Source organism: Amycolatopsis nalaikhensis (genome assembly GCF_030264295.1).
Taxonomy (GTDB): Bacteria; Actinomycetota; Actinomycetes; order Mycobacteriales; family Pseudonocardiaceae; genus Amycolatopsis; species Amycolatopsis nalaikhensis.
The window spans coordinates 9,980,500-9,999,819 of record NZ_CP127173.1 but is presented as its reverse complement, the minus strand read 5'-3'; the positions used below and the strand labels follow the sequence as shown (position 1 = coordinate 9,999,819).

Annotated in this window: 20 protein-coding genes and 1 pseudogene; 14 read left to right on the top strand and 7 right to left on the bottom strand. The window is 72.7% G+C overall.

Annotation, left to right across the window (positions count from 1 at the left end; all coding sequences use genetic code 11):
• Positions 1-35: 35 nt before the first annotated feature.
• Entirely contained in the window at positions 36-278 is a 243-nt protein-coding gene (locus QP939_RS48545) for a hypothetical protein (RefSeq protein ID WP_285460050.1), read from the bottom strand.
• Here QP939_RS48545 and fmt point away from each other — a divergent pair.
• The 4 genes and pseudogenes from fmt (at position 165) to QP939_RS48525 (ending at position 3,757) form a co-directional block, all read left to right on the top strand.
• A pseudogene (gene fmt, locus QP939_RS48540) lies at positions 165-1,038 on the top strand (methionyl-tRNA formyltransferase). The gene QP939_RS48545 and the pseudogene fmt sit on opposite strands and share 114 nt — an antisense overlap.
• Entirely contained in the window at positions 1,035-2,459 is a 1,425-nt protein-coding gene (locus QP939_RS48535) for an RsmB/NOP family class I SAM-dependent RNA methyltransferase (RefSeq protein WP_285453732.1), read from the top strand. Before fmt ends, QP939_RS48535 begins: the two are co-directional and overlap by 4 nt.
• Complete coding sequence (locus QP939_RS48530) at positions 2,456-2,953, top strand: flavoprotein (RefSeq protein ID WP_285453730.1); 498 nt, start codon at positions 2,456-2,458, stop codon at positions 2,951-2,953. The genes QP939_RS48535 and QP939_RS48530 overlap by 4 nt, the downstream gene beginning before the upstream one ends.
• An 18-nt stretch (positions 2,954-2,971) precedes the next feature.
• Positions 2,972-3,757, top strand: a complete 786-nt coding sequence (locus tag QP939_RS48525) for a tyrosine-protein phosphatase (protein WP_285453729.1) — start codon at positions 2,972-2,974, stop codon at positions 3,755-3,757.
• A 17-nt stretch (positions 3,758-3,774) separates the two neighbouring features.
• On the opposite strand, the gene QP939_RS48520 is transcribed toward QP939_RS48525, so the two are convergent.
• From QP939_RS48520 to QP939_RS48510, 3 genes are all read right to left on the bottom strand, one after another.
• Positions 3,775-4,878, bottom strand: a complete 1,104-nt coding sequence (locus tag QP939_RS48520; RefSeq protein ID WP_285453728.1) for a serine hydrolase domain-containing protein — start codon at positions 4,876-4,878, stop codon at positions 3,775-3,777.
• 94 nt (positions 4,879-4,972) lie between these two features.
• A complete protein-coding gene (locus tag QP939_RS48515) occupies positions 4,973-5,626 on the bottom strand; it encodes a response regulator transcription factor (protein ID WP_285453727.1) in 654 nt (217 codons plus the stop codon).
• On the bottom strand, positions 5,623-6,822 hold the full coding sequence (locus QP939_RS48510) for a sensor histidine kinase (protein WP_285453726.1): 1,200 nt from the start codon (positions 6,820-6,822) through the stop codon (positions 5,623-5,625). Before QP939_RS48510 ends, QP939_RS48515 begins: the two co-directional genes overlap by 4 nt.
• A 122-nt stretch (positions 6,823-6,944) precedes the next feature.
• Between QP939_RS48510 and rpe the strand changes: the two genes are divergently transcribed.
• The 5 genes from rpe to QP939_RS48485 all read left to right on the top strand — a co-directional run bounded on the left by rpe (position 6,945) and on the right by QP939_RS48485 (position 10,594).
• Positions 6,945-7,616: a ribulose-phosphate 3-epimerase gene (gene rpe / locus QP939_RS48505; RefSeq protein ID WP_285460011.1), complete on the top strand. Its 672-nt coding sequence runs from the start codon at positions 6,945-6,947 to the stop codon at positions 7,614-7,616.
• Between the two features lie 80 nt (positions 7,617-7,696).
• Positions 7,697-8,326: a riboflavin synthase gene (locus tag QP939_RS48500; RefSeq protein WP_285453725.1), complete on the top strand. Its 630-nt coding sequence runs from the start codon at positions 7,697-7,699 to the stop codon at positions 8,324-8,326.
• Complete coding sequence (locus tag QP939_RS48495) at positions 8,323-9,651, top strand: bifunctional 3,4-dihydroxy-2-butanone-4-phosphate synthase/GTP cyclohydrolase II (RefSeq protein ID WP_285453724.1); 1,329 nt, start codon at positions 8,323-8,325, stop codon at positions 9,649-9,651. The genes QP939_RS48500 and QP939_RS48495 overlap by 4 nt, the downstream gene beginning before the upstream one ends.
• Entirely contained in the window at positions 9,648-10,154 is a 507-nt protein-coding gene (ribH, locus tag QP939_RS48490) for a 6,7-dimethyl-8-ribityllumazine synthase (protein WP_285453723.1), read from the top strand. Before QP939_RS48495 ends, ribH begins: the two co-directional genes overlap by 4 nt.
• Positions 10,151-10,594, top strand: a complete 444-nt coding sequence (locus QP939_RS48485) for a PH domain-containing protein (RefSeq protein WP_285453722.1) — start codon at positions 10,151-10,153, stop codon at positions 10,592-10,594. Before ribH ends, QP939_RS48485 begins: the two co-directional genes overlap by 4 nt.
• A gap of 114 nt (positions 10,595-10,708) precedes the next feature.
• Here the strand turns inward: QP939_RS48485 and QP939_RS48480 are convergent, their stop codons facing one another.
• Positions 10,709-11,485 carry an exodeoxyribonuclease III gene (locus tag QP939_RS48480; RefSeq protein WP_285453721.1) on the bottom strand — a complete coding sequence of 259 codons (777 nt, stop codon included), beginning with the start codon at positions 11,483-11,485 and terminating at the stop codon, positions 10,709-10,711.
• Positions 11,486-11,555: 70 nt separating this feature from the next.
• On the bottom strand, positions 11,556-12,278 hold the full coding sequence (locus QP939_RS48475; RefSeq protein WP_285453720.1) for a S1 family peptidase: 723 nt from the start codon (positions 12,276-12,278) through the stop codon (positions 11,556-11,558).
• A gap of 227 nt (positions 12,279-12,505) precedes the next feature.
• Between QP939_RS48475 and uvrC the strand changes: the two genes are divergently transcribed.
• From uvrC to QP939_RS48450, 5 genes are all read left to right on the top strand, one after another.
• A complete protein-coding gene (gene uvrC / locus QP939_RS48470; protein ID WP_285453719.1) occupies positions 12,506-14,461 on the top strand; it encodes an excinuclease ABC subunit UvrC in 1,956 nt (651 codons plus the stop codon).
• A gap of 42 nt (positions 14,462-14,503) precedes the next feature.
• Entirely contained in the window at positions 14,504-15,361 is an 858-nt protein-coding gene (gene rapZ / locus QP939_RS48465) for an RNase adapter RapZ (protein WP_176178290.1), read from the top strand.
• A 1-nt stretch (position 15,362) separates the two neighbouring features.
• Entirely contained in the window at positions 15,363-16,349 is a 987-nt protein-coding gene (locus tag QP939_RS48460) for a gluconeogenesis factor YvcK family protein (protein WP_285453718.1), read from the top strand.
• Complete coding sequence (gene whiA, locus QP939_RS48455) at positions 16,349-17,341, top strand: DNA-binding protein WhiA (protein ID WP_285453717.1); 993 nt, start codon at positions 16,349-16,351, stop codon at positions 17,339-17,341. Before QP939_RS48460 ends, whiA begins: the two co-directional genes overlap by 1 nt.
• A 114-nt stretch (positions 17,342-17,455) precedes the next feature.
• Positions 17,456-18,415 carry a glucosyl-3-phosphoglycerate synthase gene (locus QP939_RS48450; RefSeq protein ID WP_285453716.1) on the top strand — a complete coding sequence of 320 codons (960 nt, stop codon included), beginning with the start codon at positions 17,456-17,458 and terminating at the stop codon, positions 18,413-18,415.
• Here the strand turns inward: QP939_RS48450 and QP939_RS48445 are convergent.
• Positions 18,365-19,267, bottom strand: a complete 903-nt coding sequence (locus QP939_RS48445) for a sterol desaturase family protein (RefSeq protein WP_285453715.1) — start codon at positions 19,265-19,267, stop codon at positions 18,365-18,367. The two genes, QP939_RS48450 and QP939_RS48445, sit on opposite strands and share 51 nt — an antisense overlap.
• Positions 19,268-19,320 lie beyond the last annotated feature (53 nt).

The following is a 19,320-nucleotide window of genomic DNA, read 5'->3' as shown; positions in this document are numbered from 1 at the left end:
CTGTCGCCTGGTTTACGGGCGCGAGCGCGCCGCGATCACGGGGGCCTTCTAGACTCGGCCTCGATGTTCCAGCCACGTGAATCCTCCCTGCTCTCGCCGGGGGTGGGCCGATGAAGCTCGTCTTCGCCGGCACCCCCGAGCCGGCGGTCCCCGCCCTGCGTGCCCTGCTCGATTCCGGACGGCACGAGGTCGTCGCCGTCGTCACCCGGCCCGACGCCCAGGCCGGCCGCGGCCGCCGGGTCGTCCGGTCGCCGGTCGGCGCGCTCGCCGACGAACACGGCATCGAGGTCCTGACGCCGTCGCGCGCGAGTGACCCGGCCTTCCTCGCGCGGCTCACCGAGCTTCGCCCCGGACGCCTGCCCCGTCGTCGCCTACGGCGCGCTGCTGCCGCAGGCCGCCCTCGACATCCCCCGCCTCGGCTGGGTGAACCTGCACTTCTCGCTGCTGCCCGCGTGGCGGGGCGCCGCGCCGGTGCAGGCCGCGATCCGCGCCGGGGACGAGATCACCGGCGCGTCGACGTTCCGGATCGTCAAGGAGCTGGACGCGGGCCCGGTCTACGGCGTCGTCACCGAGACGATCGGGGCCACCGACACCGCGGGCGTGCTGCTCGGGCGGCTCGCGGAGTCCGGGGCCAAGCTGCTGCTGTCCACCATGGACGGTCTGGCCGACGGCACCCTCCGCGCGCAGGAGCAGCCCGCCGACGGCGTCAGCTACGCGCCCAAGGTGACGGTCGAGGACGCGCGGATCTCCTTCGCCGACCCGGCTTCCGCGGTCGACCGGCAGATCCGGTCGGTGACGCCGGACCCGGGCGCGTGGGCGGAGTTCCGCGGCGAACGGCTGAAGCTCGGCCCGGTCACGGTGCTCGACGAACCCGGCCCGCCGCCGGGCGAGATCGTGGTCGAACGCAAGCGGGTGCTGGTCGGGACGGCGACGAAGCCGTTGCGGCTCGGCGAGGTCCAGGCACCCGGCAAGAAACGGATGGCGGCCACCGACTGGGCGCGCGGTACGAGGATCGACCAGGGAGAGCGCCTCCGGTGAACGACCACAGGGAACGACGTCCGTCACGGCCGCAGCGGGGCCGCCCGGCACCGCGCAAGGAAGGGCCCCGCCGCCCGCCGGAGGTGGACCCGGCCCGGCAGGCCGCGTTCGACGTCCTCGCGGCCGTCCGGACCAAGGACGCCTACGCCAACCTCGTCCTGCCGGACCTGCTGCGCGAGCGGCGGATCACCGGTCGCGACGCGGCGCTGGCCACCGAGCTGGCGTACGGCACGTCGCGGGCGCAGGGCCTGCTCGACGCGATCATCGAGTCGTGCGCCGAGCGCCCGCTGTCCAAGACCGACCCCGCGGTGCTCGACGCGCTGCGCCTCGGCGTCTACCAGCTGCTGCGCACCCGCATCCCGGAGCACGCCGCCGTCGGGTCCACTGTGGACCTGGTGCGCGCGGAAGCCGGTTCGTGGGCCACCGGGTTCGCCAACGCCATCCTGCGCAAGGTGTCCGAAAAGGACGAAGCGGCCTGGCTGGACGAGCTGGCCCCCGACGAGGGCGCCGACCCGATCGGCGCCTACGCGCTGCGCACCGCGCACCCGCGCTGGATCGCCCGCTCGTTCGCGGAAGCGCTGGGGGACAAGGGCGCCGAGCTCAAGGCGGCGCTCGAGGCCGACGACGCGCGGCCCGAGGTGCACCTGGTCGCCCGCCCGGGCGAGATCAGCGCCGACGAGCTGGCCGCGATCACCGGCGGCGACCCGGCGCCGTACTCGCCCTACGGCGTGCGCCTGCCCGCCGGCGCGGGCGACCCGGCCGACGTCGAGCCGGTCCGCGAGCGGCTGGCCGCGGTCCAGGACGAGGGCAGCCAGCTGTGCGCGATCGCCGCGACGAAGGTGCCGCTCGACGGCTCCGACGAGCGCTGGCTCGACCTGTGCGCCGGACCCGGCGGCAAGGCCGCGCTGCTCGGCGCGCTGGCCGCGTTGAGCGGGGCGACGGTCGACGCCGTCGAGAAGGCGCCGCACCGCGCGAAGCTGGTCGAGAAGGCCACCAGCGGCCTGCCGGTGAAGGTGCACGTGGGAGACGGGCGCGAAAGCGGGCTGGAGCCGGGCTACGACCGGATCCTGGTCGACGCGCCGTGCAGCGGGCTCGGTGCGCTGCGGCGGCGGCCGGAGGCGCGCTGGCGCCGCCAGCCGTCCGACGTCGCGGACCTGACCAAGCTGCAGGGCGAGCTGATCACCGCGGCCTACGAGCTGCTGCGGCCCGGCGGCGCGCTCACCTACGTCGTCTGCTCGCCGCACCTGGCCGAGACCGAAGGCGTGTTCGGCGAGACGGCGCGGCGGCTGAAGGCCGAAGTGCTCGACGCGAAGGAGTTCTTCCCGGACGTCCCGCGGCTCGGCGACGGGCCGTACGTCCAGCTGTGGCCGCACCGCCACGGCACCGACGCGATGTTCTGCGCCGTGCTCCGCAAGCCGTGAGGGACCTCGGCTTGGTGGCCGGCTCGTGCGGCGGGCTGGACACCCGGTTCGCCGCCGAGCTGGTGAAACCCGCCACCGAGCGCGGCTGGCGCCCGGCGATCACCCTGACGCCGACGGCGCACCGGTGGCTGGAGTCCACGGGCGGCCTCGCCGACGTCGCCGCGGCCACCGACCTGCCGGTCCGCAGCGTCTCCCGGCTGCCGGGGGAGCCGCGGCCGCACCCGGACCCGTCGGTGTTCCTCTTCGCGCCGGCGTCGGCCAACTCGGTCGCCAAGCTGGCGCTCGGCATCGCGGACAACCAGGCGCTGACCGTGCTCGGCGATGTCCTGGGCGCGCCGGGGATCACGATCGTGGTGGCCTACCAGATCCAGGACACCCGGGTGCACCACCCGGCGTGGCAGCGTCACCTCGACACCCTCGCGGGCGCCGGGGTGACGCTGCACCGCCTCGACATCGGCCGCCCGTGGACCGAGGCCCTGGACCTGTTGCCCTGACTACTCAGTGAGGACGGCGTGCGCACGAGCCGAGCGGTGAGCTGGGAAGGCTTCTTCAACACCAGGGACCTCGGTGGCCTGCCCACCCGGTCCGGCGGCACGACCGGCCGGGGAGCCTTCTTCCGGGCCGCCGACCTCCGGTTCGTCACGGAGGCCGGGTGGGCGCAAGCGCGCGAGGCCGGCGTCGCCACGGTCGTCGACCTCCGGAACGCGGACGAGATCCGGCCCGCACGGACTCCGTTGACGGCCCAGGCGGGTTCGGCGCAGTTCACTGCCGCCGCGGAAGGTCCCGTCACCCCGGCGGGCGTCGACCGGCTCGAAGTCCCGCTCGACGACATCGAGGACGTCGAGTTCTGGCAGCACGTCAACGGGGAGAAGCTCAACGGCACCCCGCTCTACTACCCCGTCTTCCTCCGGCGGAAGGCCGAACGGTGCGCCGCCGTCATCAAGGCGATGGCCTGCGCCCGTCCCGGTGGGGTGCTGTTCCACTGCGGCGCCGGCCGGGACCGGACCGGGTTGATCGCGCTGGTGCTGCTCGCGCTGGCCGACGTCGAACCCGCCGCGATCGCCGCGGACTACGCGCTGTCCGCCGAAGCCCTCAAGCCCCTGTTCGCCGCCATGGGAACCGCGGGCCAGGATTCGGCCATCTTCGCCGTCCTCGCCGACCGGGGCACCACGGTGGAAGAGGCCGTGATGGCGGTGCTCGACGGCTTCGACGTCGAGCGGTACCTGCTCGAAGCGGGTGTCACCGGCGGCGAACTCCGCGGTGTTCGCGCCCGGCTACTGGGAGGCGACCTGCGCTGAAGCTCGCGAACGGCGGACTACGAACACACCGCCGCGTCGGTGACGGCCAGCAGGTGCGCGTTCGTGTCGGCCGGGGTGGGGTTCTCGTTCAGCACCACCGTCGCCCGGCGGCCGCCCGGGCCCACGCCGGCCAGGTTGGTGAACCCGATGATCCCGCCTTCGTGGCCCCAGAACTCGCCGCACGACACCGGGATGCTGCCCAGCCCCAGTCCGTACCCGGCGCCCGGCACCCCGAGGTCGGCCGGGACCGTGCGCTTCATTTCGGCCAGTTCGGCCGGGCGCAAGACCCGGCCGCCCAGCAGGGCGCCGTAGAACCGGTTCACGTCGGACGGCGTCGTCACCAGGCCGCCCGCCGCCCAGGCGATCGTCGCGTCGAAGTCGCTGAAGTCGACCAGCTTTCCGCCGATCGGCGTGTACCCGACCGCGTGCGGCGACGGCAGCCGTTCGTCGCCGCGGCGCGGCAAGTACGTGTCGCGCAAGCCGAGCGGCCCGGTGATCCGCCGGGCGATCTCGCCGCTCAGGTCGTGCCCGGTCACGCGTTCGACGAGCATCCCGGCCACGACGTAGTTGGTGTTCGAGTACGACCAGCTCGTGCCGGGCTGGAACAGCGCCGGGTGCTTCAGCGCCATCGCCACCAGCTCTTCCGGCTCGGCGCCGCGGTGCCGCAGCGTTTCCGGGTCGACGTCGGCGAGGTCGTCGGTGTAGTTCGGCAGCCCGCTCGTGTGCTGCAGTACCTGCCGCACGGTGATCCGCTGGTCCGGCAGCAGCCCCGGCAGGTACCGCTCGACCGGCGCGTCCAGCCGCACCCGCCCTTCGGCGACGAGCTGCAGCACGACCGTGGCGACGAATGTCTTGGTGACGCTGCCCGCGCGGTACGAACCGTCGCGCGGGAACGGCTTCCCGGTGGCGAGGTCGCCCGTGCCGCCGCGCACGACCCGGGTCCGGGCGCCGTCCTGGATCACGGCTTCGGCGCCCGGGACGCCGTCTTGCCCGGTGAGCACGTCGAGGCCGGACCGCACCGGGTCGGCGGCGGCGAGCGCCGGTGCGGCGGTGGTGGCGGCGAGCAGCGCGACGAGCGTTCCGACGGCGACGATCCGCTTGCCGCGCAAGGATTTCCGCATGGATGAACCCCCTGTCTCTCGGTCCCTCCCACGCTAGGGAGCCGGGAGTCCGCGGGGCATGGGGCAGACCGCCGGAACGCACCGGGGGCCAGCCCTACCCGAGGTGGCCCGGCTGGACGATCCCGGCTTCGTAGGCGATCACCACGGCCTGGCTGCGGTTGGCCGCGCCGAGCTTGCCGAAGATGTTGCCCACGTGGGTCTTCACCGTCTCGAGGCTGATCACCAGCGCGGCCGCGATGTCCTGATTGGACAGTCCGGTGGCGATCAGCCGCAGCACCTCGGCTTCGCGGCGGGTGAGCGCCTTCGCCGCCCGCGTGTACCTCCCGCCCGGCGGCCTGCCGGTCACCAGCCGCCGGATCGCCTCGGGGAACAGGAGCGACTCCCCGGCCGCGACCGTGCGGACGGCGTGCGCGAACTCCTCCTTGCGTGCCCGCTTCAGCAGGAACCCGCTCGCCCCGGCCAGCAGGGCTTCGTGGACGTAGTCGTCGTTGTCGAACGTCGTGACGACGAGGACCTTCGGCGGCTCGGTGAGCGCGTCGAGCAGCAGGCGGGTCGCCTCGATGCCGTCGGTGCCGGGCATCCGGACGTCCATCAGCACGACGTCCGGCCGGGCCCGGCGCACCGCGGGCAGCACCTCGGCGCCGTCGGCCGCTTCGCCGACCACGGTCAGGCCCTGCTGTTCGAGCAGCGCCCGCAGGCCGGTGCGGACCAGCGGCTCGTCGTCGGCCAGGAGCACGGTGGGCGTCATGCGCCCGGCCGCAGCGGGATCGTCGCCGAGAGCCGCCACCGCGGCCCGTCCGGCCCGGCTTCGAGGGCACCGCGCAGGGCTTCGACGCGCTCGGCGAGCCCGGTCAGGCCGCGCCGCCCGCCGCGCGGCTCGTCGCCCGGCAGCGCGTTGACCACGGCGATGGCCAGCCGGTCCGGTCCGGCCTCGACGCGAACGTCCACCGCGCCCGGCCCGGCGTGGCGCAGGGCGTTCGTCAGGCCTTCCTGGACGATCCGGTAGCCCTCGCGCGACACCGTGGCGGGCAGTGCGGCGACCGGCCCGCTGACGGCTAGCCGGACGTCGAGCCCGGCTTCGCGGGCGCGCACGGCGAGGACGTCCACTTCGGCGAGCGTGCGCGTGGGCTCCTTCGTGGCGGGTTCCTCGCGCAGGAGGCCCAGGACGTGGTCGAGGTCCTCGAGCGCGCTGCGCGACGCCTCTTCGATCGTGCCGAGCGCGCGCCGGACCTGCGCCGGATCCGCCTCGACCAGCTCGGCCGCGGCCGCCGCCTGGATGGTCGACGTCGTGAGCGTGTGCCCGATCGAGTCGTGCAGCTCCCGGGCCAGCCGGTTGCGCTGGGCCAGGACGGCGGCGCGCCGCTCAGCCAGCGCCGTGCGTTCGGTCTCGGACGGGCCGAGCAGTGCTTCCGTGGCGGCGCGGAACGCGCGGGTGGCTCCGGCGAGCAGCACGAGCGCGCCGAAGAGCAGCAGGACGCCGAAGGGGACCGTCCACCCGCCGAGCGGGACGTCGTCCCAGAACAGGCTGATCCGGTCCTGGCCGCCGGCCAGCCAGATCGCGGGCACGAGCAGTCCCAGCCCGAGGAACGCGAGCACGGTCAGCAGCAGCCCGCTCAGCGCCGTGTGCAGGGCCAGCCACAGGCCCGAGCGCAGCCGCGTCCCCGCGTCAGGGCGCCCGGCCGGGGCCGGGACGGCGGTGCCGAGCAGCAGGTTCGCCAGGCCGATGCCGCCCCGCCGCACCGGCCCCAGTAGGCCCAGCAACCCCATCAGCACCGCCAGGGCGACCAGGGCGAGCAGGGCCCGGACGCGCGAATCGGCGTCGACGGACACCGCCGCGGCGAGGGCGAACGGCGACACCGGCACCGTGAGGACGGCGCCCGCGACGGCGAACGGGAGGCTGCGGTAGGTGCCGATCCGCGCCAGGGACGGGAAGAATCCGGACATGGCGGCGAGCCTATGGCCGCTCGTGTGGCCAACACCTCCCCCCGCGGAGCCAGATCCTGGTCACAACCGGTTAGTGAGCGTTAGCACCCTCCTCCTACACTCAGGACGTGGCAGACCGACCCCTGATCGCCCCCAGCATCCTGTCCGCGGACTTCGCCCGGCTCGGCGAGGAGATCGCCGCCGTCGCCGGCGAGGGGGAGACCCGCGCCGACTGGGTGCACGTCGACGTCATGGACGCGCACTTCGTGCCCAACCTGACCCTCGGCCTGCCCGTGGTCAAGGCGCTGCTGAAGAGCACCGACGTCCCGATCGACTGCCACCTGATGATCGAGGACCCGGACCGCTGGGCCATCGGGTACGCCGAGGCCGGCGCCTACAACGTCACCGTGCACGCCGAGGCCGCGAAGGACCCGATCGCGCTGGCCAAGAACCTGCGGGCGGCGGGCGCCAAGGCCGGGCTGTCGATCAAGCCGGGCACCGCGCTCGAGCCGTGGCTCGAAGCGCTCAAGCACTACGACACGCTGCTGGTCATGTCGGTCGAGCCGGGCTTCGGCGGCCAGTCGTTCATCCCGGACGTCCTGGCGAAGGTCCGCGCCGCGCGGCGGCTGGTCGACACCGGGCACCTCAAGCTGGTCGTCGAGATCGACGGCGGGATCAACGCCGAGACCATCGAGCAGGCCGCCGAAGCCGGCGTGGACTGCTTCGTCGCCGGGTCCGCCGTCTACGGCGCGGGCGACCCCGGCAAGGCGGTCGCCGCACTGCGCGAGCAGGCGGCCCGCGGCCGGGCCGGCTGACCCCGGGGCGGCACCGGAGAAGCCACCGGGCCGCTTCGGGTGTTGGATGGTCAGGGACGGCTCACAAGGAGGCAGCGGACGTGTTCACCGGCATAGTCGAGGAGATCGGCGAGGTCACCTCGGTCGAGCAGCTGACCAACGCGGCGCGGCTGCGGGTCCGCGGCCCCCTGGTCACCAGCGATGCCGGGCACGGCGACTCGATCGCGGTCAGCGGGGTGTGCCTGACCGTCGTCGAGGTGGCGGGCGGCGAGTTCACCGTCGACGTCGTCCACGAGACGCTGCAGCGCTCGAGCCTGGCCAAGGTCGCCGTCGGCGACCGGGTCAACCTCGAACGCGCGACCCCGGCGGGCGGCCGGCTCGGCGGGCACATCATGCAGGGCCACGTCGACGGGACCGGGGTGTTCCTCGGCCGCGACGAGAACGGCGTCACGACGTTCGCCATGCCGGGGCACCTGTCCCGGTACGTGGTCGAGAAGGGCTCGATCGCGGTCGACGGCGTTTCGCTGACGGTCGCGGCGATCAAGGACGACCAGTTCGCGGTGGCCCTGATCCCGACCACGCTGGAGGCGACCACGCTCGGCGGGCGGGAAGCGGGCGACCTGGTCAACCTCGAGGTCGACGTGGTCGCGAAGTACGTCGAAAAGCTGGCCGAGGCGCACATCCGCGACCAGGTGCACAATCGGGACGGCGGCACGGAGGAGCGGTCATGAGCGAGACGAGTGCGGCGGAGCCCGAGGCGGGCTGGACGCCCTGCGGCACCGGGGCGGTGTTCGATGCCGACGCCATCGAGCGGGCGATCGCGGACATCGCGGCGGGCCGCCCGGTCGTCGTGGTGGACGACGAGGACCGCGAGAACGAAGGCGACCTCATCTTCGCCGCCGAGAAGGCGACGCCGGAGCTGCTGGCCTTCATGGTCCGCTACACCTCGGGCTACGTCTGCGTGGCGCTGACCGAGGCCGAGGCGGACCGGCTGGACCTGCCGCCGATGTACCACACGAACCAGGACGCGCGGGGCACCGCGTACAGCGTCACGGTCGACGCCGCCGAGGGCATCAGCACCGGCATCTCGGCCGCCGACCGCGCGCACACGATCCGGCTGCTGGCCGACCCCGCGTCCACGGCGAAGGACTTCCGCCGCCCCGGGCACGTCGTGCCGTTGCGGGCGAAGGGGGGCGGCGTGCTGCGCCGTCCCGGGCACACCGAGGCGTCGGTCGATCTGGCCCGGATGGCCGGGCTCGCGCCCGCGGGCGTGCTGTGCGAGATCGTGTCGCAGAAGGACGAAGGCGACATGGCCCGCCGCGACGAGCTGGAGGTGTTCGCGGCCGACCACGACCTGGCGATCATCACCATCGCCGACCTGATCGCCTACCGCCGCCGCACCGAGAAGCAGGTCGAGCGCGTCGCCGAGGCACGCATCCCGCTGGCCGCGGGCACGTTCCGCGCGGTGGGCTACGACTCGCTGCTGGACGGCATCGAGCACGTCGCGTTCGTGTACGGCGAAATCGGCGACGGCCAGGACATCCTGGTGCGCGTCCACTCCGAGTGCCTGACCGGCGACGTCTTCGGTTCGCTGCGCTGCGACTGCGGCCCGCAGCTGGAAGCCGCGCTGGAAGCGGTGGCCGCCGAGGGCCGCGGCGTCGTGCTCTACATCCGCGGCCACGAGGGCCGTGGCATAGGCCTGCTGCACAAGCTGCAGGCCTACCAGCTGCAGGACGACGGCGCCGACACGGTGGACGCCAACCTCGCCCTCGGCGTCCCGGCCGACGCCCGCGACTACGGCACGGGCGCGCAGATCCTGTGCGACCTCGGCGTCCGCACCATGCGGCTGCTGTCGAACAACCCGGCCAAGCGGATCGGCCTCGAGGGCTACGGCCTGCGCGTCACCGGGCGCGTGCCGCTGCCGATCTCGCCGAACCCGGAGAACCTGCGCTACCTGCGGACCAAGCGCGACCGGATGGGCCACGACCTCGCCCAGCTGGAGCACTACGACCAGGTCGGCGCGGGCACCGACCACCCCGACGGAGGCATTCTGTGAGCGGCGAAGGCCGTCCCGACGTCCAGCTGGACCTCTCCGACTGCAAGTCCCTGAAGCTCGGCATCGTCGCCACCAAGTGGAACGCGGACATCACCGACGTCCTGCTGGAGCGCGCCCTGGTCGCGGCGCGCGAGGCGGAGCTGGAGGAGGAGCCGACGGTGGTCCACGTCGCGGGCGCGATCGAGCTCCCGGTGGTGGCCCAGGCACTGGCCCGCAACCACGACGCGGTGGTGGCGCTGGGCGTGGTCATCCGCGGCGGCACCCCGCACTTCGAGTACGTGTGCGACGCGGTGACGGCGGGCCTGACCCGGGTGGCCCTGGACGAGAGCACCCCGGTCGGCAACGGCGTGCTGACGTGCGACACGCACGAGCAGGCGGTCGACCGTTCGGGCCGTCCGGGCGCGAAGGAGGACAAGGGCTACGAGGCGACGGTCGCGGCCCTGGACACCGCGCACGTCCTGCGCGGCCTGCGCCAGCCGTGGACCGAGCGGGGTTTCGTGTGATCGTGGATACCCGACTGGTGATCCGGCCCCGCCGCGCGCTGATCATGTGCAGCGTGCTGGCGGTGGCGCTGGTGGCGGTGTTCGTGGTGGTGGCGGTGCTGCTGCGCAACGGCGACACGGGGGTCCGGTTCCAGCGGTCCGACCAGGCCGCGATGGTGGGCATCGGCATCCTGCTGGGTTGCGGCGTGATGCTGTTCGCGATCGCCCGGGTGCGCGCGGACGCGGAGGGCATCGAGGTCCGCAACGTGCTGATCACCCGGCGCTTCGCGTGGACGGACGTGCTTTCGGTGAGCTTCCCGGACGGCGCGTCGTGGGCCCGGCTGGAGCTGCCGGACGACGAGTACCACGCGGTGATGGCGGTCCAGGCGGTGGACCGGGACCGGGCGGTGGAAGCGGTCCGGGCACTGCGCAAGCTGCACCGAGCAGCCACCGGCGGCTGACCCCGCGACGTCCCAAGCGCCCCAATGTGGCCTTCGGTGCGTCAGACGCACCCAAGGCGGCCTTCGGTGCGTCTGACGCAACCGAGGCCACATTGGGGCGCTGGAAACCCGGTGTCAGAGGTCCAGGTCGACCACGATCGGCGCGTGGTCCGACGGCCCCTTGCCCTTCCGAGCCTCCCGGTCCACGTACGAATCCGTCACCGCGGAAGCGAAAGCCTCGTTCCCGTACACAAGGTCGATCCGCATGCCCTTGTTGTTCGGGAAGTTCCCGGCCCGGTAGTCCCAGTACGTGAACGGGTGGTCGTACTTCAACGGCCGCGGGAACACGTCCGACAACCCGAGGTCCCGCAGCCGCGCCAAGGCGTCCCGCTCCGGCTTGGTCACGTGCGTCGACTCGGCGAACAAAGCGATGTCCCACACGTCGGCGTCGGTCGGTGCCACGTTGAAGTCCCCGAGCACCGCGAACGGCCCGGAAGAAACCTCCGAAGCGACCAGCGACCGCAACGACTCCAGCCATTCGAGTTTGTACGCGTAGTGCGGGTTGTCCGGCTCACGCCCGTTCGGCACGTACACCGACCACACCCGCACCCCACCACACGTGGCACCCACCGCCCGCGCTTCCGAAGCGCCGTCGAACTGCGGCTCGCCCGGCAGCCCGCGCACCACGTCCGTCAGCCCCACGCGCGACACGATCCCGACGCCGTTCCAGCGCCCGAGCCCGTACGCGGCCACCTCGTAGCCCAGCGCCTCGATCTCGGCCGCCGGGAACGCTTCCGTCGTGTTCTTCAGCTCCTGCAGGCACAGCACGTCCGGTGCCGTCTTCTCCAGCCAGTCCAGCACCCGGGGCAGGCGGGGGACGATGGAGTTCACGTTCCAGGTGGCGATCCGCATGCCCGCGAGCATCCCACACGCCACCGACAGTTCCGGGTGGCGCGGTCGGGACCGCGCCACCCGGAAGAAATCAGACGCCCGCGGTGCTCCGGATCCAGGACCGGCTCGCCGCCACGCTCGCGTAGTTGTTCGTGCCGCGCGTGTTCGAGCCGCTCTGGTTCTGGACCGTCGACGCGACGCCGACCTGGACGCCGTTCGCCACCTGCGGGCCGCCCGAGTCGCCCTTCCATGCCGAGCCATTGATGCCGACGCTCTGGATCGCCGGGCCGCCGTAGGCGTCCGTCGACCGGCCCGTCACCTGGACGTTCGCCGTCTTCAGCGACGACGCCGGCGGGCCCGTCGGCGTGGTGCGGCCCCAGCCGTAGATCTGGTTGGTGCTGCCCCGCGCCGGGTCCGAGCTCCCGAGCGCGATCGGCGTCGTGCTCGTCGACGAAGCCAGGTGCAGCAGCGCGATGTCGCCGTTCGGGGACTCGTACTCGCCGTCGACGGCGATCTCCGTGCCCGAGAACAGCGTGTTGCTGCCGACCTTGACGTGCATGCCCGAGCCGTCCTGGTCGAGGCAGTGGACGGCGGTCAGCACCCAGCGCGCGGCGATCACCGTGCCCGAGCAGTTGAAGCCCTCGAAGTCGCGCCCTGGCGTGTTGACGTACACCTGGGCACCCCAGGAGACGGTGGGGGCGGTCGTGCCGCCGACGATGTTCGGCTGGACGCCGGCGGAGGCGACGGCGCCACCCGCGAGGGTCAGCGCGACGGCGGCCGCGGAGGCGGCGCCGAGGATGCGGAGAGTGCTCACGGTGGTGATCCTTTCGGACGGGGGCCGGATCGGCCGGTCGGAAAGTAACCACCGCGTCACCCGCGCGGACACCTACCGAAGTCGGAAGCCGACATACCCCCTACTTCCGGCGGGCCCGCGCGTCGTGAGTGTTTAGGGCGGTTAGAACCGCCCTGAACACTCACGACCGGCCGCGGCAGACCGGGGGGCCACCGAGAACTGTCGGTGCCGACCCATAGTCTGGGGAGGTGGCTGACCCGACCACCTACCGACCCGCTCCGGGAAGCATCCCGGAGGCCCCTGGCGTGTACAAGTTCCGCGACGCGACCAAGCGGGTCATCTACGTCGGCAAGGCGAAAAGCCTCCGCAGCAGGCTGAACTCCTACTTCGCCGACCTCTCCGGCCTGCACCCGCGCACGCGCCAGATGGTGACGACGGCGGCGAGCGTCGAATGGACCGTCGTCACCACCGAGGTCGAGGCGCTCCAGCTCGAGTACAACTGGATCAAGGAGTTCGACCCCCGCTTCAACGTCCGCTACCGCGACGACAAGAGCTACCCGGTGCTCGCGGTGACGCTGAACGAGGAGTTCCCCCGCCTGCACGTCTACCGCGGCGCGCGCCGCAAGGGCGTCCGCTACTTCGGGCCGTACTCGCACGCGTGGGCCATCCGCGAGACGCTCGACCTGCTGCTGCGCGTGTTCCCGGCCCGCACCTGCTCGGCCGGGGTGTTCCGGCGCCACGGCCAGATCGGGCGGCCCTGCCTGCTCGGCTACATCGACAAGTGCTCGGCGCCGTGCGTCGGGCGCGTCTCGGCCGAGGAGCACCGGGACATCGTCGAGGACTTCTGCGACTTCCTCGCCGGCAAGACCGATGTCATGATCAAGCGCCTCGAAACCGAGATGGCGAACGCGGCCGAGGAGCTCGAGTTCGAGCGCGCCGCCCGCCTGCGCGACGACCTCGGGGCGCTGCGGCGGGCCATGGAGAAGCAGGCCGTGGTGTTCGGCGACGGCACGGACGCCGACGTCGTGGCGTTCGCGCACGACGAGCTGGAGGCCGCGGTCCAGGTCTTCCACGTGCGCGGCGGCCGGGTCCGCGGCCAGCGCGGCTGGGTGATCGACAAGGCCGAGGAGATGGACGTCCCGGCGCTGGTCGACCACTTCATCACCCAGTTCTACGGCGAGCAGGCCGAGCTCGACGCGCGCGACGACGTCGACTCCGGCCCGGTCGTGCCGCGCGAGGTGCTGGTGCCCGAGCTGCCCGCGGACGCCGACGCGCTCACCGAGTGGCTCAGCGGGCTGCGCGGCTCGAAGGTCCAGCTGCGGGTGCCGCAGCGCGGCGACAAGAAGGCCCTCGCCGAAACCGTGGAGCGCAACGCGGGGGAGGCGTTCACCCAGCACAAGCTGCGCCGCGCGGGCGACCTCACGGCGCGCTCGGCGGCGCTCACCGAGCTGCAGGAGTTCCTCGGCCTGGACACCGCGCCGCTGCGCATCGAGTGCATCGACATCAGCCACATCCAGGGCAGCGACGTCGTGGCGTCGCTCGTCGTGTTCGAGGACGGGCTGGCGCGCAAGTCCGAGTACCGGCGTTTCGCGCTGCGCGAAGCGGCCGAAGAGGGCGACGTCGCCTCCATCGCCGAGGTCGTACGACGCCGGTTCTACCGCTACCTCAAGGAAACCGCGGAGGAGTCGAGCAAGCCCGGCCTCGACCCGGAGACCGGGCGGCCGAAGAAGTTCGCCTACCCGCCGAACCTGCTGGTCGTCGACGGCGCGGGCCCGCAGGCCACCGCGGCCGCCGACGTGCTGGCCGAGCTCGGCATCACCGACATCGCCGTGGTCGGCCTGGCCAAGCGGCTCGAAGAGGTGTGGCTGCCCGCCGACCCCGACCCGGTCATCCTGCCCCGGACGTCCGAGGCGCTGTACCTGCTGCAGCGCCTGCGCGACGAGGCCCACCGCTTCGCCATCACCTACCACCGCGAGAAGCGCTCCAAGCGGCTGCAGACGTCCGAATTGGACAGTGTGCCCGGGCTGGGGCAGGCTCGCCGCACCGCGCTGATCAAGCACTTCGGCTCGGTGAAGAAGCTCAAGCAGGCCAGGATCGAAGAGATCGAGGCGGTGCCCGGCTTCGGCAGGCGCACCGCGGAGGCCGTGGTCGCCGCGCTGGCCGGGGAGTCCGGCGCGAGCAACGGCACACAAGCAGGGGAGTAGGGAACGACAGTGAGTGCGCAAGAAGAAATCCGCGGGTCCGGCATGGAGGTCGCGGTGGTCTCCGGCCTGTCCGGGGCGGGCCGCAGCACGGCGGCGAAGTGCCTGGAGGACCTGGGCTGGTTCGTCGTGGACAACCTGCCGCCGGAGCTGATCGCCACGATGGTCGAGCTGGGCGCGCAGGCGCGTGGCGCGATCACGAAGGTGGCCGTGGTGATGGACGTGCGCTCGCGCGCGTTCACCGACGACCTCGCCTCGGTGATCAAGGACCTCGACGCCCGCGGGTACAAGCCGCGCGTGCTGTTCCTGGAGGCGACCGACGCGGTGCTGGTGCGCCGCTTCGAGGCCGTCCGCCGCGGGCACCCGATGCAGGGCGACGGCCGGCTCGCCGACGGCATCACCGCCGAGCGGACGCTGCTGGAGCCGCTGCGCGAAGAGGCCGACCTGGTGCTCGACACGTCGTCGCTGTCGGTGCACGACCTGCGCGCCAAGATCGAGGACGCCTTCGGGTCCGAGGCGAGCACCCAGACCCGGGTCACCGTGCTGTCCTTCGGCTACAAGTACGGCCTGCCGATGGACGCCGACCTGGTGATGGACGTCCGGTTCCTGCCGAACCCGTTCTGGATCCCGGAGCTGCGCGAACACACGGGCCTCGACGGCGAGGTCCGCAACTACGTCCTCTCGCAGGAGGGCGCCGAGGAGTTCCTGGACCGCTACCACCAGCTGCTGCGGCTGATCGGCGCCGGCTACAAGCGCGAGGGCAAGCGGTACCTGACGCTGGCCGTCGGCTGCACCGGCGGCAAGCACCGCAGCGTGGCGCTGTCCGAGGAGCTCGCCCAGCGTCTGTCCAATGAGGACGGTATGGCCGTGAAGGTGGTGCACCGCGACCTTGGTCGTGAATAACGTGCGCGCGGTCGCCCTCGGGGGCGGCCACGGGCTGCACGCCACGTTGTCCGCGGTGCGGCGGGTGACCCCCGACGTCACCGCGGTCGTGACCGTGGCCGACGACGGCGGATCGTCCGGACGGCTGCGGCGCGAGCTCGGGCTGCTGCCGCCGGGCGACCTCCGGCAGGCCTTCGCCGCGTTCGCCGCGGAAGACGGCGGCACGCTGTGGGCGGAGGTCTTCCAGCACCGCTTCGGCGGCGACGGCGCGCTGGCCGGGCACGCGGTGGGGAACCTGCTGCTGGCCGGGCTGTTCGAGGTGCTCGGCGACCCGGTCGCCGCGCTCGACGAGGCGTGCCGGCTGATGGGCGTCTCGGGTCGCGTGCTGCCGATGTCGCCGGAGCCGCTGGAGATCGAGGGGCAGGTCAGCGGCCTCGACAGCGAGCACCCGGCGGCGCTGCGCACGATCCGCGGCCAGGTCGCGGTGGCGACGACGCCGGGGCAGGTGCAGCGCGTCAGCCTGCACTCGCCGGACCGGTCGGGGCGGCCGCCGCGGGCGTGCGCGGAGGCCGTCGACGCCGTGCTGGCCGCCGACGTCGTGTTCCTCGGGCCCGGCTCGTGGTTCACCAGCGTGCTGCCGCACCTGCTCGTGCCGGGGCTGCACGACGCGCTCGTGCGCACGGCCGCGACGAAGGTGCTCGTGCTCAACCTTGTCCCCCAGCCGGGGGAAACCGCGGGGTTCTCCCCGGAGCGGCATCTGGACGTACTCTTCGAGCACGCGCCGGATCTGCGGGTCGACGCGGTGATCGCGGACCGCGATTCCGTGCCCGACCCGGCGAATCTCCGGCGCGCGGCGGAACGGCTCGGCGGGCGGGCACACCTGGGGGCGGTGGCCGACCCGGTTGTGGCGGGACGGCATGATCCTGATGCGCTCGCGTTGTGCATGCGGGAGGCTCTCGGTCTCGGCGGGGAGCACGGGGGAGGAGCGAAAGGCAGGGAGGGGCAGTAATGGCGATGACCGCCGCGGTGAAGGACGAGCTGAGCCGGCTGGAGATCACGAAGATCGGGCCGCGCCGGGCGGAGGTCGCGTCGCTGCTTCGCTTCGCCGGCGGGCTGCACATCGTGGCCGGCCGGGTGGTCGTGGAGGCGAAGCTCGACACGGGTTCGGTCGCGCGACGGCTGCGCAAGGAGATCCACGAGCTGTACGGCCACCATTCGGACGTCCACGTGATCACCGCCAGCGGCGGCCTGCGCAAGGGCACCCGCTACGTCGTGCGCGTGGTGAAGGACGGCGAGGGCCTGGCCCGCCAGACCGGCCTGATCGACCAGCGCGGCCGCCCCGTGCGCGGGCTGCCCGCGGCCGTGGTGTCCGGGGGGGTGGCGGACGCGGAAGCGGCGTGGCGGGGGGCGTTCCTCGCGCACGGCTCGCTGACCGAACCGGGCCGGTCGTCCTCGCTCGAGGTGACGTGCCCGGGCCCGGAGGCGGCGCTGGCGCTGGTGGGCGCGGCCCGCCGGATGGGCATCCAGGCGAAGTCCCGCGAAGTGCGCGGAGCGGATCGGGTGGTGGTCCGGGACGGCGACGCGATCGGAGCGCTGCTGACCCGCCTGGGCGCGCACGCGAGCGTCCTGCAGTGGGAAGAGCGCCGGATGCGCCGCGAGGTCCGCGCGACGGCGAACCGCTTGGCGAACTTCGACGACGCGAACCTGCGCCGTTCGGCCCGCGCCGCGGTGGCGGCGGCGGCCCGCGTGGAGCGGGCCCTGGAGATCCTGGGCGACACGGCCCCGGACCACCTCCTGGCGGCGGGCAAGCTGCGCCTGTCGAACCGGCAGGCGTCCCTGGAGGAGCTGGGCCAGCTGTCGGACCCGCAGATGACGAAGGACGCGGTGGCGGGCCGCATCCGGCGGCTGCTGGCGATGGCGGACAAGCGGGCCAAGGACCTCGGCATCCCGGACACGGAGTCCGCGGTCACGCCGGAGATGCTCGAGGAAGAAGACGCCTGAGCGCGCCCGCCGTTAACGGGAGCCGTCATCTCGTAACACCGCGGTAGCGCCCGGGACCGGCCGTCGAAACGCGGCACCCCGAACCTCGGAAGCGAACGAGGGAAGGGGAAACGCATGCTGCAGGTTTCGCCGGAAATCGGCACCTGGCTCGCCCGCCGCAGCGGCAAGGCCGGGGACTGGACCACCCAGGAGCTGGTCGCGGCCAAGCGCGCCACCACGGTCTCCGTCGTCATCCCGGCGCGGAACGAGGAAGCCACGGTCGGCGCTATCGTCACGGCGATCCGCGAAGATCTCGGCGGCCGCCTGGTGGACGAAATCCTCGTCGTCGACAGCCACTCCACCGACGCGACGGCCGAAGTCGCCGCGGCGGCGGGCGCGGCCGTCGTCGCGCAGGACTCCGTCTTCCCGGCCCTCGAAGGGCTGCGGGGCAAGGGCGAGGCGCTCTGGAAGGGCGTCGCGGCGACGACCGGTGACCTGGTCGTCTTCGTCGACGGCGATCTTCACGACTTCACCACCGAGTACGTCACCGGGCTGCTCGGCCCGCTGCTCACCGACCCGTCGGTGGCCTACGTCAAGGGCTTCTACCACCGTCCGCTGGGCACCGAAGCCGACGGCGGCGGCCGCGTCACCGAGCTCGTCGCCCGGCCGCTGCTCAACATGTTCTGGCCCGAGCTGTCCGGGTTCGTCCAGCCGCTCGCGGGCGAGTACGCGGGCCGCCGCGAGGTGCTGGAGAGCATCCCGTTCGTCGCCAACTACGGCGTCGAGATCGGGCACCTGATCGACCTGCTCGAACGGTACGGCCTCGACGCGCTCGCCCAGGTCGACCTCGGCCACCGCGCGCACCGCCACCAGAGCACCCAGGCGCTGGGCCGGATGTCCGGGCAGATCATGCAGACGCTCTTCGACCGCCTGGAACGCTACGACCGCCTGGTGACGGCCGTGCCCCCGGCCACGACGCTGGCCCAGTTCCGGCGCGGGACGTCACCGGGTGTCGAGCGCGAGATCGTGCTGACCGACCTCACCTCACCGCAGCGCCCGCCGCTGAACAGCCTCGCCCTGCGGGACATCGCGTAGGCCGTGCTCGGGCTGCCAGCCGGGCGGCCCGAACACGTAGCCCGCGCGCTCGCGCCACGTCCGGGCGCCGCGCAGGTCGCGCAGGATCGAGCCGTACTCGTGGAAGCCGACCTTGAGCAGGTTGTACGTCCCGATGTTCTTCGTCAGCCCGTACTTCGGCCGCCTGCCCTCCGGGACGAAGCTGCCGAACATGCGGTCCCAGATGATCAGGATCCCGCCGTAGTTCGCGTCCAGGTACTCCTCGTCGCTGCCGTGGTGGACGCGGTGGTGGGACGGGGTGTTGAAGACGTACTCGAACCAGCGCGGCAGCTTGCCGACTTTCTCGGTGTGCACGAAGAACTGGTAGACGAGGTCGATCGAGAGGCCGGTCAGGATCATCCACGGCGGGATCCCGCACAGCGCCAGCACCGACCAGAAGGGGAGCTGGAAGTACGGCGTCCACTTCTGGCGCAGCGCCGTCGAGAAGTTGTAGTGCTCGCTCGAGTGGTGCACCTGGTGGCCCGCCCACAGCAGCCGCACGCGGTGGCTCGCCCGGTGGTAGGCGTAGAACACCAGTTCCTGGCCGAGCAGCATGAGCACCCACGTCCACCAGTCGTGCGGGTCGAGCTTCACCGGCGCCAGCTCGAACAGCGCCGCGAACACGACCAGCATCACCAGCCGGAACAACGCGTTGACGCCGACGGCGACCGTGCCCATCAGCATGCTCGTGCGGGTGTCGGCGACGCTGTAGCCGACCACGTTGTCGTCGTGGCCGAGCACGTGTACGGCGACGATCTCGATCGCCACGAAGAGCAGGAACACCGGGATCGCGAACAGCACGGGGTCGCGCAGGTGCGCCAGGAACTCGGCCACGTCGCCTCCTTGATCTGACCTGACGGTAACTTACCCCAGGGTCACTTTACGCA